Annotated in this window: 7 protein-coding genes and 1 pseudogene; 3 read left to right on the forward strand and 5 right to left on the reverse strand. The window is 64.4% G+C overall.

Annotated features, from left to right (window positions below; translation table 11 throughout):
* The first annotated feature begins 89 nt into the window (after positions 1-89).
* Positions 90-2,693, forward strand: a complete 2,604-nt coding sequence (locus CHEID_RS01540) for an alpha/beta fold hydrolase (RefSeq protein ID WP_273661201.1) — start codon at positions 90-92, stop codon at positions 2,691-2,693.
* A gap of 258 nt (positions 2,694-2,951) precedes the next feature.
* Entirely contained in the window at positions 2,952-3,956 is a 1,005-nt protein-coding gene (locus CHEID_RS01545; RefSeq protein WP_112768555.1) for an NAD(P)/FAD-dependent oxidoreductase, read from the forward strand.
* Between the two features lie 1,921 nt (positions 3,957-5,877).
* On the opposite strand, the pseudogene CHEID_RS01550 reads toward CHEID_RS01545, so the two are convergent.
* Positions 5,878-6,747 (reverse strand): annotated as a pseudogene (locus CHEID_RS01550) (bifunctional hydroxymethylpyrimidine kinase/phosphomethylpyrimidine kinase); the annotation flags it as partial.
* A gap of 94 nt (positions 6,748-6,841) precedes the next feature.
* Positions 6,842-8,548: an AMP-binding protein gene (locus CHEID_RS01555; protein WP_112768581.1), complete on the reverse strand. Its 1,707-nt coding sequence runs from the start codon at positions 8,546-8,548 to the stop codon at positions 6,842-6,844.
* Between the two features lie 455 nt (positions 8,549-9,003).
* Here CHEID_RS01555 and CHEID_RS01560 point away from each other — a divergent pair, with 455 nt between their 5' ends.
* Positions 9,004-11,613, forward strand: a complete 2,610-nt coding sequence (locus tag CHEID_RS01560; protein ID WP_112768558.1) for an ATP-dependent Clp protease ATP-binding subunit — start codon at positions 9,004-9,006, stop codon at positions 11,611-11,613.
* Positions 11,614-11,663: 50 nt separating this feature from the next.
* Here the strand turns inward: CHEID_RS01560 and CHEID_RS01565 are convergent, their stop codons facing one another.
* From CHEID_RS01565 to CHEID_RS01575, 3 genes are read right to left on the reverse strand one after another with little or no spacing between them, the layout of a single operon-like run.
* Positions 11,664-12,503: a NifU family protein gene (locus CHEID_RS01565; RefSeq protein WP_112768559.1), complete on the reverse strand. Its 840-nt coding sequence runs from the start codon at positions 12,501-12,503 to the stop codon at positions 11,664-11,666.
* Complete coding sequence (gene feoB / locus CHEID_RS01570) at positions 12,500-14,560, reverse strand: ferrous iron transporter B (RefSeq protein WP_112768560.1); 2,061 nt, start codon at positions 14,558-14,560, stop codon at positions 12,500-12,502. Before feoB ends, CHEID_RS01565 begins: the two co-directional genes overlap by 4 nt.
* Positions 14,557-15,000, reverse strand: coding sequence for a FeoA family protein (locus CHEID_RS01575; RefSeq protein WP_112768561.1), 444 nt, complete (start codon positions 14,998-15,000; stop codon positions 14,557-14,559). The genes feoB and CHEID_RS01575 overlap by 4 nt, the downstream gene beginning before the upstream one ends.
* Positions 15,001-15,095: the final 95 nt, after the last annotated feature.

Consider the following 15,095-nt stretch of genomic DNA (forward strand, 5'->3'; position numbering starts at 1 on the left):
CTATGGAATCACCTACAGGACCCGTGGGCTCTCGACACCTCCGGACGCTAGATCTGCTGATCGTGGGCGCTGGGTTGAGTGGCGTCGATATGGCTTACCACGTCTCCAGCGCCTTCCCGGACTGGCGGTGGGAGGTCCACGACACCCACGCGGAGATGGGCGGCACGTGGCACACATTCCGCTACCCGGGCATTCGTTCGGACTCGGACATGGCCTCCTTCGGGTTCCCCTTCCGGCCGTGGACGGGGTCCAGCACTCTGGGGAGGGGTGCGGAGATCATGTCCTATCTGCGTGAGGTTGCTGAGGACGCCACCATGACCCAGCGCCTGCACACGTGCAGCTTCATCCGCAACGTGGATTGGCGGTCAGAGCGCGGGATGTGGCTGGTCACGGCGGTGCGAACGAACGGCGAGCCGGGGGACGTGCCGGAGTCCACGCGCCCGGGGGCAGGCAGCGCCGACCCCACAGCCCGAGCCGTGGGGCAGACGGAGCGATTCTGGGCCAAGCGCGTTCACTTCGCGTCTGGCTACTACTCCCACGGTCGTGGGCACCGTCCGCAGTTCCCCGGGGAGGGGGACTTCACCGGCCAGATCATCCACCCCCAGGCCTGGCCGGACGGCCTGGACGTCCGCGGCAAGCGGGTAGTGCTCATCGGCTCCGGGGCCACGGCGGTCACGATGCTGCCGGCGCTGGTGGACTTCGGCGCGGACGTCACAATGTTGCAGCGCACGCCTAGTTACATCGCCCCGCTGCCGGAGAAGGACGTGATCTCCGCGTTCTGGAAGCGCCTGCTACCCGCCCGCTGGGCGGGGCGGGCAGCCCGGTTGAACCACGCCACCCGCGACGAGTTCGAGTACCTGCTGGCGCAGCACGCGCCTGAAGTTTTCGCTGGTGAGCTGCGGCGAATGCAGCGCAAGTTCATCTCGCCGGAGGAGATCGAGCGCAACTTCACCCCGCCCTACAAGCCCTGGGACCAGCGGGTGTGCAAGGCCCCGGATGGGGACTTCTTCCGGGCCCTCGCCGGGTCGCGTGCGCGGGTAGTGACCGACCGGATCGAGCGGTTTACGCGGCGCGGGGTGGAGGTGGCGTCCGGAAGAGAAATCGACGCGGACATTATCGTCACCGCGACGGGACTGGAGCTGCAGGCCTTCGGGGGCGGAACCGTTTCCCTCAACGGCGTGGAGCAGGACCCGGCCGAGCATGTGGTGTACCGCGGCATGATGGTCGCGGGACTGCCCAATTTCAGCTTCACGGTGGGGTACATCAACGCGTCCTGGACGCTGCGGGCGGACCTCGTCAGCCGGTACATGGTCAAGCTGTGGAAGGCGGGGCATAGCGCCTACACCCCCGTTTTGCCGCCCGGGCGATTTGATCGGCACCTGCTGGAATTCGACGCGGGGTACATCCGGCGCGGCGTGCACCGGTTCCCGCGGCAGGGCGATAGCGCGCCGTGGGTCTACGAGCAGAACTACCTGGCGGAGTTGAAGGACCTGGGCTTCGGCGACCAGGAGCGGGATATGGCCTTTGATGACGAGGCCCTGGCCCAGGTGGGCCGGGCCAGGCCGGCCCCGTGCGTGGAGACTGTCGACGTGGGCGGGCCCTATGTGGAGCCGGACATGCGCTCCTTGCCGCCGTGCGATTACGTGCGGGTGAACGACCGGGTTTGCAGTACCGCGGGGCGGCCGGTGCGGCGCGGTGATGGGCAGGGATGCGGCGGCGACTACGCCTGCGGGGGGCCGCGCGTGCGGGTGCGGGTGCGGGAGGGGGCGCCGGGATGTACCAATACGGTGGTGCTGATCCATGGGGTCGGTCGCAGTCTCGACGACTTTGACGACACCTTCGCCGTCTGGCAGGGCAAAGAGCAACTGGTGGCCGTGGATCTTCCTGGATTTGGATTCAGCGACCCCTTGACGGAGCTGTCCATGGAGACTGTCTCCCGGGCAGCGTGGGAGGCTGTAGACGCCGTGACCACCGGGGAGGAGACCTATCATCTTGTGGGAAACTCCCTGGGTGGGGCGGTGGTCATGGAGATGGCGGTGCAGCGGCCGGCGGCCGTGGGAAGCGTAACGCTGGTGGACTCGGCGGCCTTCGGCACAACGGCGACGTGGCTACTGCGCCTGGTGGCAATCCCGCTGCTGGGACAGACCAACGCGTGGGCGATGCGGATCCGTCCGATCTACGGGCTGGTGGAGCGGGTGGGGCTCCGCCGACCAGGGGCGGTGACGAAGCGGCGCGTGGAGGTGACGCGGCGGGTGGTGCGCCATGCCGCGCGGCCGAAGGCGTTCTACGGGTTGGTGCGGCAGTTGGGGTCCCCGTTGTCTATCCGCAGCGACTGGCAGGACGACCTGATCGAGCGGTTCCGGGCTGTGGTTAGGCCCAGTGAGGGGGTTGCATCGGACGATGCTGGGGCGCGCAGCGATGGGTTGGACGGCGACGGGGTGCGCGGTGATGGACTGGACGCCGGGGCGAAGATCGAGGGCGACAGCGCTGCTGCTACCCCCCGCCGGGGCATACCCGTGTGGGTGGTGTGGGGCGAGGACGACAAGGTCTTGCCCTATTCTCAGTTCCGCACAGCGCTAGAAAATGTGCAGCCGGACGTGGCTACGGTGTTTAACCACTGCGGCCATATGCCGCAGCTGGAGTACCCGAAGGAGTTTGCCGAACGTTTGGAACGGTTCATCCGGCGGGGGTAGGTATCGCGTGTTTCACAAGCTCTGAAGCCAAGCTTTAGGTACCGTTTCACATGAGCGCAGCCGGTAAGCGCGAGAGTGGATGTGGTGTCTCCCCAATGGTGAGTGAACCGGCTGCGCTCCCTTATGTCTGCCTCGGCCCCCGGAGCTCATCGGCGTCGTCCAGAGACCCCTTGCTAATCACAATCATTATCAATAGTGTCTAAGCTAAGCGAGGAGAGACGGTCACAGCAAATAAGGGCCGGGAAAAGGAGCTTGACGATGTCGCCCGCAGATTCCACGATTGTTCCTGAGTCCGCCGAGGGCCTCGCCAACGTGTTGTACGACTTTGCCATCGTTGGCGGGGGAGCGGCCGGCCTGAGCGCCGGAATCACTCTTGCCCGGGGGATGCGAAAGGTCGTTGTTTTGGACGCGGGCAACCCGCGCAATCGGGCCAGCCCGGCAGCGCATGGTCTGCTCGGGCACGATGGAACGTCCCCGGTTGACCTGCTCGCCCGGGGCCGTCGGGACTATGAAACTTATGGGGGTGAGTTTCGCGAAACGACAGTTCACAGCGCAGAGCGTTCGGATGACGGGAACTTCCAGCTCGAGGTAGTCCCTAGCAGGTCGGCAGTTCCCGAGGTTGTCCGATCTCGCGCCGTCATTGTTGCCACGGGCCTGCGTGACGAACTCCCCGACATCCCCGGTTTGCAAGAGAATTGGGGCACGCGCGTTCACCACTGCCCCTACTGCCATGGTTACGAAAGCCGCGGCTTGGATTGCGTGGTCATTGGCGGCGAGAACCACTTTTTCGCCGTCCATCAGTCCGCGTTGTTGAAAAATTGGTGCCCGCAAGTCACGCTCATCCAACATGGCAGCCCCTTGTCAGACGAGGACTCAGCTATGCTCCGGCGCGCTGGTGTTGACGTCGTGCAGCAGCGGGTTGCTCGTGTCGATATTGCAAAATCCGATCCGGACGGTGGGCCGAACCAACGCGTCGCTGTGCATCTCATCGATGGAACCCGGAAGCTTTTCGGAACGTTGTTTACGCCACCGGTGTTCGTACCGAACGACGCGCTCCTCCGCCAGCTCGGATGCGAGGTGGAGGACGGCTGGGTTCGCGTCGACCAGATGTGCGCCACGTCCGTGCCTGGCGTGTGGGCGGCGGGCAACTGCAGCAGTATGGGAGATCAGATTGCTCACGCCATGGCGCGCGGGACCACGGCGGCGATGCAGGCGAACTTTTGGCTTCTTCAGCAGGATTTGGCGGCGCATGAGGAGAGGTAGCCGTGTTCGGTCGGGTGCTGATCCTTCTTGATTGAGGACGCCACCTTCCCCGCGTCCCGAGAACCAGAACCGCCGGGTAGACAGAGGGAACTGGTTGGGGCAGAGACTTCGGGGGAGACAGGGGGGATTTGGGTGTTGGCGGGGGTCGGGGGACTGGCTAGAACAATTCACCCGATTCAATGTTCCCGGCCACCTGGTCCCTGGTAAGCCGCAGGTTGTATGACACCGCCTTAGCCTGGGTTTCATGCCCGAAGTCGTCCCTTAGGTGCTGGTGGTTGCCGCATTCTCAGCAACCGCCAAACGGGTAGACGGCTGTGCCCGATTAGCCGGCGAGCACCGTTGCCGACATGGGACCAGAACCGCCCTATATCTACGACTCTCAGTACATCAACGGCACGGTGACCTGACCGGCGAAAAACTCGAAACCGTCAGAGCGCTTGAATAAGATGGCGAGGGGAATCACGGTCAGGAGAAATTTCGCTTCTTTGCTGATCCTAGTGGGTTAGCATCCTCCCGTGAGTGCCGACCGGTAGCGCTATGACCAACGGGAACGGCGCCACGGAGTTCGTCCTCCGCCGAGCGGGTCTCGATGCAGCGGACGCTTGCGGCGGTGGCACTGTCACCGAGAGCCTTCTATGAGGAGGAAAGATGAAGACCAAATTCAAGGAGTTTACAGGCGGAGCAAGTGCAACCGTCTTTGTTCTTGTCGCAATCGTTATCATCGTGCTCGCTGTCGTGACTCACGGGATGCCGCCATGGGTCGGTTACCTAGCGCCGCTGGCTACCGCAGCAGTGGCCATTCTCTTCCTCTTCTCTACTGGGATGGGCCGTCGCTCGAAGCCCCATCGCGGGCGAGACCGCTAAGCGCTGGATAGAAGTTTCGGCCTGAGCTGGGTTTGTTGTGGCGCTGGTAAGAACCCAGTCTGATGTCAGCCGTCATCTGGCTCTTTCAAGGAGGGGGTGGGACGGTAGTGTCGCTTCACAATGCAGCGACAGGGGAATTAGATAAGCCCCTGCCTCCTATGAGGTTCTTACCATGGAGTCGTTTGGTGAATTTCTGGTTCGAATCGAGGACATAACTGGTACGAAAGTGTTAGACGCTTCTATGGCCCTCGAGTGCGCCGCTATTTGCAGATTTTTGGTCACCCCGGCTACCAAGAGCCTGCCCGTTCGAGCTATTGGGCTTGGATAGACAAATGGGCCCCTGACAGAGGAGAATTCTGGTTCCAATGGCTTCTTCTGATACGCATCAGACATCCCTTCATTCCCGTGCAGGGGCGCAGAGGGGCTAAGCTGCTGTTGCTACTTTTCTCGATAGTTGTCCCGATGTTCTTCATGCGGCATGAGCATCTCCCAGAAGTCCAGCAGAGCGTAGGGCTACTGCCGAAAACGTCGACATCTTCTGTATCTGCACCGAGGCGTGAGCCTTCCGAGCGTGGAAGTGCCGCCCAACGTTGTCCGACACTGCCGATTTTCCGAGATAGACAAGTGATCTGTACGCCGCCGCAGGGGCTGGGGGTAGTGCGAATCTGCCCCGATGCTCAGCAGCGGTTGCGATAGGACGGACTGTGCGTCAACATCGACGGACGGTCGGCAGCGGTGATCATTCCGCTAACCACACACCCGAAGCCTCCTGTTATTGCTTAGACAGGGGTCTTCCTTCGATCTGGCGGTCTCCGCCTTGAGATCAGCCGGCACCAGTACGTGTCTACCGGGCAGCACTTCTGTTTCGTACGGTGGTGGCGGCGCTGCGTTCATCCCCGCGCGAGCGGGGAGCGTTCTGCAGCGAAGTACCGTACCTTTCTAGCTGGGAGATCATCCCCGCCGCGAGCGGGGAAAGTGGGCACGAACGCAGCCTAGCGGCCCGCGTGGACCTTATGCGGGCGGCCTACCTGGACAGGTCCCGGACCACTCCGGTGGAGTGGTCCACCGGTCCGTGACCCCGCCCCACGTGCAGCGCATCCGCTGCGGCAATAGCCCCGTTTAGCCACGCGGTGGCCCAGCCGAGCGCGCTGGGAATGCCGTCCTCAATAACCAACCGCGTTGCCAGAGCGCTGGACAGAGAACAGCCGGTGCCGTGGGTGTTTTTGGTTTCGATGCGTGGCGCGGTGACCTCAAACGTTCCGCCCTCCGGCATGACCGCGACGTTGCCCGCGTCCGGGCCATGAAGGTGGCCAAATTTCACGATCACGGTTGTGCCCGTATCGGCGGCCCACCGCTTGGCTGCTTCGATGGCGCGGGTTTCGGGGGTGGTGGCGTCGGTGGTGGCGTCGGTGGTCTGTCCGGGATCGCCTTGGGGCGGGTCGGCGATGGGCTCGCCGGTAAGGATCTCTAGCTCCGGGATGTTAGGGGTGACCACATTGACCTCGCCCGCCAACTGCCGGAGGGCGGCTTCGGCCTCCTCGTCCAGCAAGCGATCGCCACTGGTCGCCACCATCACGGGATCTAGCACCGTCCATTTCACCGGGTGATCTGCCAGGAACCGTGAGACAACCTCAATCGATTCCACTCCGCCTAGCATGCCGATCTTGACGGCATCTACATTCACATCGTCGAAGACTGCTTTCAGCTGGGCCTTTAGAAAAGCGGCCGGTGGAGTGTGAACCCCTTGAACGCCTTGGGTGTTTTGGGCCACCAACGCGGTGATAACGGACATACCAAAGCCCCCGGCGGCCATGATGGACTTTAGGTCCGCCTGGGCACCGGCTCCACCGGTGGGATCGGTGCCCGCGATGCTGAGGACACGGGGGCGGGAGGGGCGCGGCTTTTCGGGCAGGTCAGGGATACTCATAGAGCCATTGTGGCCGCAGATGAGGCTAACGCCTAGCAAAGGCCGCCAGGGGGTGCCGTGTCCCACGGCCCCTGACACCCCATACCCGATTGCCCTATTCCGGTTTCGGCAGCTCCCGAGGCACCACCTTGCCAACGGCGTTCCGGGGTAGCTTGTCCACAAACATGAAGTAGCGCGGAACGCAGTGCCGTGCCAGCTTGCGGTTCACATCCGCCTTGATGGAGGCGATGAATTCCTCCCGGTCGCCCACGGCCGCCTCGTCAACCACGATCCAGGCGCACAGGGCTTGCCCAAACTCCGGGTCCTCCACCCCCCTCACGGTCGCCTCTACGACTTCCTGGCGACTGTTGATCACGTCCTCCGTCTCCTGTGGGAACACGTTTTCCCCACCGGAGACGATCATGTCGTCGCTGCGCCCGGTCACGTAGAGCAGTCCGTCTTCGAAGTAGCCAAGGTCCCCGGTGGAGACCATGCCGTCGATAATCTCTTTGTCCACGCCGGGGCGGGTGTACCCCTCGAACAGCAGCTCATTCTTCACAAAGATGCGCCCGATCTCCTTCTCCGGACATTCCTGGCCGTTGGCGTCGAGGATCTTCACGATGGTGGCCATGGGCGGGCGACCGGCGGTGCGGGGATGTTCCTTCAGCTCGTGCGGTTGGGCGATGGAGATCCAGCTAACTTCCGTGGAGCCGTACAGGTTGTACAGCACGTCCCCGAACTTCTCGAAGGTACTGACGATGGCCCGCGGCGGTAGCGGCTCCCCGCACGCGGCGATCACCTTCGTGCCCGGATTGAAGTTTTCCGGCACCGCTTCCAGCAGGCGGCGCAGCATTGTCGGCACGATACAGATGGAGTAGGGCCGGTTCTTCTCGATGAGCTGGACCGCGGAGGTGGGGGTGAAGCGGCGCTGGAGGATCATGGTGCTGCGCAGGGTCAGGGCTAGCTGGATGTTGGCGAAGCCCCAGGTGTGGAACAGCGGGGCGGCCAGGTAGAAGGGCCGGTGGTGGCGGAGGGGAATGCGGCTCATGATGGAGGAGGCAGGCATCCAGCTACTCGGCTCTGGCCGCCGGGCCCCCTTGGGTACTCCTGTGGTTCCGGAGGTCAGGATGATCGTTCGACCCTTGCGGGGGCGGCGGGCGAGCCGTCCGGTAGGTGGGGCGGTGCGCAGCACTTCGTGCAGGCTGGCCCATTCCTCGTTGCGGGTGGCGTAGTTGCCGCTGTCCAGGGCATCGCGCACGTTGGAGGCGGGTTTCTGGTTTTCCTCGGCCTCCCGGGTTAGGCCGTTGGTGTCCCCGAACTCCCACGCGATGACGACGGGGCATTCCGCGAAGCCCTGCGGCAGAAGGGGTAGGAATTCCTCGTCGATGAGCAACACGTCTGGCTTCTGCTCTTTGAGGACGGCGCGGGTTTGTTCGGCGGAGGCTCCGGTGTTGAGGAGGACGATGTCCGTGCCGAGGTGGCCGTGGGCGCATAGGGCCAGCAGGAAACCACGGTGGTTGCGGCAGAGTACGCCGATGCGGTTGCGTTCCCGGATGCCAGAGCGGGATAGGGCGCGGGCGAGTGTGGTGGATTGCTCATGTAACTGCTGGTATGTCATGGCGCCCGCGTCGTCGATGATGGCGGTGTGGAAGGGATCCCGCCCAGCTCCGATGGCCAGTAGTCCGGCGGGAGTGAATTCCCAGCGGTAAATGGAGCCGACGGCTTTTGCGGCGGCCCCGGGTCCCATGAGGCCCAGCACCCCGGTTTGTACCAGGGGGACGAGTCCTCGAGCGAGGGTGCCTGCGTTGCCGATCTGGTCCATGGCGCTCACCGTGTGGCGGGAGTGCCGGCCGCCGTGCTTGTTGGCGGATGGTGCGGTGGTGTTGGTTTCGCTAGTGGTCAAGATCGGCTCCTGAAGTGCGTGTTTAACCTGTGGGCTGTGGCCCACGTTACAAGCTGGGGCATATTTTGTCTGAGGTATTTAAATTGTTGTTTTCGTGTACTTAACAATGCACACGGTATGCATTGTACGGAAAGGGGGCGGCGGCCCGCGTGGTTGCGGTTGGCGGCCCAGATCGGTGTGTTCGCTGTTGGCGTACACCTATTTCAGGACGCCAATAAACCCGGCGCGAACAGCAGTTTTACCCGCCATCCCGGGGTGTCAACCGCCGGGAATGTGCGGCTGCGGCCAGCGGTTGGGCTAAGGGTAATGGGAGTTGTCCGGCCATCCCGATAAGGTGGCTAGCAAACCCGAACCATCACGAGAGGGAGTGCACCATGTTCGAGAGGTTCACCGATCGGGCTAGGCGCGTTGTAGTCCTGGCCCAAGAAGAGGCCCGCGCCCTGAACCACAACTACATCGGCACCGAGCACGTTCTGCTCGGGCTGATTCAAGAGGGCGAAGGTGTCGCAGCCAAGGCCCTGGAATCCATGGGCATCTCCCTCGAAGCAGTGCGTACAGAGGTCAAGGAGATCATTGGTCAGGGCGGCCATCCGCCGACCGGATACATCCCCTTTACCCCCCGGGCTAAAAAGGTCTTGGAGCTCGCGCTGCGGGAGGCCCTGCAGCTCGGGCATAAGTACATCGGCACGGAGCACATCCTGCTGGGGCTCATTCGCGAGGGCGAAGGCGTCGCCGCTCAGGTCCTAGTCAAGTTGGGCGCGGACCTGTCCCGCGTGCGCCAGCAGGTCATCCAACTGCTGTCTGGTTACGAGGGCGGGGAGCAGGAGGAAGCCCCCGACGAGCCGGCGACTGCCGGTGTGGGCCCGGGTTCCGACGCCCCCACTTCAAAGATCGGGCAGAAGTCCAACTCTCTGGTGCTGGACCAGTTCGGCCGGAATCTCACGCAGGCCGCCAAGGACGGCAAGCTGGACCCGGTCGTGGGGCGCGAGAAGGAAATCGAGCGCGTCATGCAGGTCCTGTCCCGCCGCACGAAGAACAACCCCGTGCTCATCGGCGAACCCGGCGTGGGTAAGACCGCCGTGGTGGAGGGCCTGGCCCTGGATATCGTCAACGGCCGGGTGCCGGAGACGCTCAAGGACAAGCAGCTCTACTCCCTGGATCTGGGCTCCCTGGTGGCGGGTTCCCGCTACCGCGGTGACTTCGAGGAGCGCCTGAAGAAGGTGCTCAAGGAGATCAACCAGCGCGGGGACATCATCCTGTTCATCGACGAGATCCACACCCTTGTGGGTGCGGGTGCCGCCGAGGGTGCGATCGATGCCGCGTCCATCCTCAAGCCCAAGCTGGCGCGCGGCGAGCTGCAGACCATCGGTGCGACCACCCTGGACGAATACCGCAAGCACATCGAGAAGGATGCCGCCCTGGAGCGCCGCTTCCAGCCGGTGACGGTTCCGGAGCCCTCGGTGGAGCATGCCATCGAAATTCTCAAGGGCCTGCGGGATCGCTACGAGGCCCACCACCGGGTGTCCATCACTGATGGGGCGCTCACCGCTGCTGCGCAACTGGCTGATCGCTACATCAACGACCGCTTTCTACCGGACAAGGCGGTGGACCTCATCGACGAGGCCGGTGCCCGCATGCGCATCAAGCGGATGACCGCGCCGAAGTCCATCCAGGAAGTGGACGACAAGATCGCCGCCGTGCGCCGGAACAAGGAAGCCGCGATCGACGCGCAGGACTTCGAGAAGGCTGCGGCTCTGCGCGATGACGAGCGCAAGCTCGGCGAAGAGCGGGCGGAAAAGGAACGCGCTTGGCGTGCCGGTGAGCTAGAGGAAGTCGCCGAGGTCGGCGAGGAGCAGATCGCGGAGGTGCTGGGCAACTGGACCGGCATTCCCGTGTTCAAGCTCACCGAGGAAGAATCCTCCCGCCTGCTGCGCATGGAAGACGAGCTGCATAAGCGGATCATCGGCCAAGACGACGCGGTCAAGGCCGTATCTCGAGCCATCCGCCGTACCCGTGCGGGTCTGAAGGACCCGAAGCGGCCTAGCGGTTCCTTCATCTTCGCCGGTCCCTCCGGTGTGGGTAAGACGGAGCTGTCCAAGGCGCTGGCGGAGTTCCTCTTCGGCGAGGACGACGCTCTAATCCAGGTGGACATGAGCGAGTTCCACGACCGCTTCACCGCCTCCCGCCTCTTCGGTGCCCCTCCGGGGTACGTCGGCTACGACGAGGGGGGCCAGCTCACAGAGAAGGTGCGCCGCAAGCCCTTCAGCGTGGTGCTATTCGACGAGATCGAAAAGGCACACCAGGAGATCTACAACACCCTCCTGCAGGTCCTCGAGGACGGCCGACTTACCGACGGCCAGGGTCGCGTGGTGGACTTCAAGAACACCGTGCTGATCTTCACCTCCAACCTGGGCACGAGGGACATCTCCAAGGCCGTGGGCATGGGCTTCTCCAACAGCGGCGAGGCCGATGAGGAGACCCAGTACAAGCGCATGAAGGTGAAGGTCAACGACGAGCTGAAGAAGCACTTCCGCCCCGAGTTCCTTAACCGTATCGACGATGTCGTGGTCTTCCATCAGCTCACGCGGGACCAGATCATCACGATGGTGGACCTGCTGCTCAAGCGAGTATCCAAGGCACTGGCCCAGAAAGACATGGCCATCGAGCTGACGGACAAGGCCAAGGCTCTGCTGGCCAAGAAGGGCTTCGACCCCGTGCTGGGTGCCCGCCCGCTGCGACGGACCATTCAGCGGGAGATCGAGGATCAGCTCTCCGAGCGGATCCTGTTCGGCGAGATCGGAGCCGGGGAGATCGTGACCGTGGACGTGGAGAACTGGGATGGGAAATCTGCGAAGACGGAGGAAGCCGAATTCGTCTTCGGCACCAAGCCCAAGCCGCACCCGGAGAAGACGGAAGAAACCGCCGCCGACGAGGCTCAGGCAGCCGTAGTCAGCGCCGCTGAAGGAGACGTGCCGGAGGCCTAAGCCCTCGCGCTGCCCCCCCCCGCGGGGGGTAGCGGGGTACTGCTGGAGGTCTAGCTTTCGCGCTGGCCCCGCGGGTTGCGCGGGGGCAGCAACCGCAAGCCAACCCGGCCGGAGCGACCAGCTCGGGCCGGGTTGTTTTCGTGTAACCGCCCGGAGCTCACCTTGACCGGTCGGCCCGCAGCATCCACCTGACGCACCTGGCGGACCCCAGGGTGGCGCCGCTTCAACTCCGCCTCGATACGCCGCCCCAGCGTGTTCTCCGCAGCGGGGCACCCGTGGCAGGCGCCGTGCAAAGCCACATCCACCACCCCGTCATGAGCCGCCACAAAAGAGATGCTCCCACCGTGGGACGCCGCCACCGCGCCCACCGGCCCCCCCAGGAGCTGCCGGACGGACTCGGCCAGGGCAGCGTCGTCCGCACGGTGGCCCCCACCGTCCCGCAAGCTTGATTCCCTTGCATTTGCCGCCGAAGCCGCCGCAGCAGCCCCACTTGCTGCCGAATCCGCCGCCGTAACCCCACTTGCGCCGGCCTCAATCACGGAACCCCGCGCAGAGTGCTGCGCAAGCTGCTTTGTATCGCCCGTTTGCTCGGGGAGGGTGGGCTCCGGCCAGGGGACTTGGTCCAGATCCGCCAAGATCGCCGACCGCACCCGGGGGCCCAGTTCCCGCCAGGAACCACTGGATCCCAACGTGGTTGTCACCGCGCCTGGCCGTACGCGTACTCGATCCAGCACCCCGTCTGCCACAAGCGCGGACAGTGCGGGGGGCAGAGGGTCCCTGGCGTCGCTATCCACAATCCCCGACACCGGGCCGGGAGCCACCACCCACACCAGCACCGCAGGATCGGGCGTGGCCTCCGGGTGCAGGCGGGGCGCGGTGGAATCGCTCACGAACCCACCGCCGCAACCACCTGATGCACCACAAAGGAACTAACCCAGGCCAGGACAAACATGTACGTCCACGCCACCGCGGGCCACTTCCACGAGTTCGTCTCCCGGCGCATCGCCGCCACAGTAGACATGCACTGCAGGGCGTACACGAAGAACACCAGCAGAGCCGCTGTGGTAGCAGGGGTGAAGACCTTCTCGCCCTCGTGCTCGCCGGAGGTATAGGTCATCTGGGACAGGGCGGCACCCGGGTCCTCTGGATCCTCCGCGGCTGCGATCTGGCCCATCGTGGCGACGAAGACCTCGCGCGCACCCAGCGAAGCCAACACCCCGATATCCACGCGCCAGTCGAATCCCTGCGGCGCGAACACCGGTTCCATAGCGTGGCCAATCCACCCCGCTGCGGAATGCTCCATCACGTAGGACTTCTCCGCGCTCTCGCCGATCGCGTCCAATTCCTCCTCCGCAGTGCCCTGGGCTCGGGCAGCAGACACCGCGGTCTCCCCGGCGGCCGAGGCCTCCTCGGAATGGGCGGGCAGCGAAAGTAGCACCCACAGCGCCACAGAAACGACGAGAATGATCCGACCCACCTTGCGCAGGAACATGGACGCGGACTGCCACATCTGGGATAGCACCGCGTTGGCCGTGGGCACACGGTAGGGCGGCATCTCCATAAAGAAAGGCAGCTCGTCGGAGCGCAGAATGGAACGCTTGAAGGCCAGGGCCGCCAGCATGGAGGACACCCCGCCCAGGACGTACAGCCCGAACATGGCAGCGCCCCGTGCCCCAAAGGGCCCGAAGTGGGCCTCTTCCGGAACCAAAAGCCCCACCAACAGCACAAACACCGGAAGGCGGGCAGAACAGGTCATCAAGGGGGCGGCCAGAATAGTGGCGATACGGTCCCGCGCGGACGGGATCGTGCGAGTCGCCATGATGCCGGGCACCGCGCAGGCAAAGGAGCTGAGCATCGCCACAAAAGCCCGGCCCTCCAGCCCCGCCGCCCCCATCACCCGGTCCATGAGAAAAGCGGCGCGGGACATATAGCCTGCGGACTCCAACAGGGAGATGAGCAGGAATAGCAGCAGAATCTGCGGGAGGAACACGAGCACAGAACCCACGCCGCCAATCACCGCAGTGGAAATAAAGTCCGCTATGACCGGGATGCCGATATGTTCGGAGGCTAAACCCCCTAACCAGCCGAAGAAGCTCTCAATGGCACCCTGCAGGGGAGCGGCGACGGTAAAGATGGTTTGGAAGAACAGGAACATCACGCCGAAGAAGACCAGCGAACCCCACAGCGGATGCAGCAGCACCCGATCCACGGCGCGGGTCAAACCGTGCGCCGTGGGGGCGCGGTAGGCGCAGCTCGCGAGAATGGAATCGGCCCATGCCCGGCGCTCCCGGGGATCCTCCACCGGCGGAGCGATGACTGGCATCGGCCAGGAATCCACATCTGCTAGAAGGTCCAGTAGGGGGGTCACCGTGGACTTGCGGGTGCCCACCACGGCGCGCACTGGTACTCCCAGGGCTCGTTCCAAGGCGTCCGGATCCACATGCCCGCCTCGCGCCGCGAGCTCATCGCCCATCGTGAGAACCACCGCTGCGGGTAGCTGTAGAGCCAGGGCCTGTGCCACAACGGACAGGGAACGGGCCAGAGTGGTGACGTCCACGACGACCAGCAGCGCGCGCGGTGCCCGCACCCCGTCTAAGCGTCCTCCCAAAACGTCGGAGACGACCTTCTCATCCGGGCTAATCGGATCCAGACTGTAGGTTCCCGGAAGGTCCTCCAGGTGCACGGTGGTGCCGTTCGCCAGGGGGGCCTCGCCAGTGCGTCGACCGACTGTGACACCGGGGTAGTTGCCCGTCTTCGCACTCAACCCGGTGAGGGCGTTGAACACGGAGGTCTTACCGGCGTTTGGGCTGCCCACGAGGGCTACAGTGCCAGCGGTTTCTATCGTGGCGGAGGCTGCTACCGCTCGGCCAGCGCCGTCCTGGCTCTCTGGGGATCCGCAGTGGGAAGCGGAGTGAAACAGTCCGGCGGCCAGGGGCTTTCGGGTCATCGGGCCGTGGCCGCGGGGCTCGTAGCCTCCGCCGCTGAGCTGCTGATTGGTTGCTCCGCGGAGGGCGTCCGCTGGGCGTGGGTGTCCGCCTGCCGGGTTTGGTCAAGTGTGCTCTGGGCCCCCTCGGCCGCATTCGGGGCCTGAGTGAAGGGGCAGCTGCACTGAATTGCGCCGGCTTCGCGGCGGCGCAGGCAGAGGTCGTAATCGCGGACCCGGTACACGCAGGGGTCCCCCAGGGGAGCCCGGCGGAGCATGGTGACCTCCACGCCCTCGTCGAAGCCGAAGTCCGTGAGGCGACGCCGTACCTGGTCGGACAGGTTGGATCCCAGGGCGCTCACATGGGCGGACTCACCTGGGCGCAGGTCACACAGGGTGCGCTCGACGGTCGCCCGCGCAGCCGGGCGGCGGCGCGCCGGACGAATGCCGTTGAGAAGAGTCACAGGGGGTTACCTCCAAGCTTGATCCATGTCACCGTAGCACGCTTAGGGCAGCCTCACCTAGCCCCTTTTGGAAACTAATGTGTGTTCTTTTTCGT

The sequence above is a fragment of the Corynebacterium heidelbergense genome, assembly GCF_028609845.1.
In the GTDB taxonomy this organism is placed as follows: Bacteria; Actinomycetota; Actinomycetes; order Mycobacteriales; family Mycobacteriaceae; genus Corynebacterium; species Corynebacterium heidelbergense.

Excerpts from the sequence above, each read along its gene's own strand:
- feoB (WP_112768560.1), bottom strand. The coding sequence starts at position 14,560 with ATGACCCGAAAGCCCCTGGCCGCCGGACTGTTTCACTCCGCTTCCCAC.
- CHEID_RS01555 (WP_112768581.1), bottom strand. The coding sequence starts at position 8,548 with ATGGACCAGATCGGCAACGCAGGCACCCTCGCTCGAGGACTCGTCCCC.
- CHEID_RS01545 (WP_112768555.1), top strand. The coding sequence starts at position 2,952 with ATGTCGCCCGCAGATTCCACGATTGTTCCTGAGTCCGCCGAGGGCCTC.
- CHEID_RS01540 (WP_273661201.1), top strand. The coding sequence starts at position 90 with ATGGCTTACCACGTCTCCAGCGCCTTCCCGGACTGGCGGTGGGAGGTC.
- CHEID_RS01560 (WP_112768558.1), top strand. The coding sequence starts at position 9,004 with ATGTTCGAGAGGTTCACCGATCGGGCTAGGCGCGTTGTAGTCCTGGCC.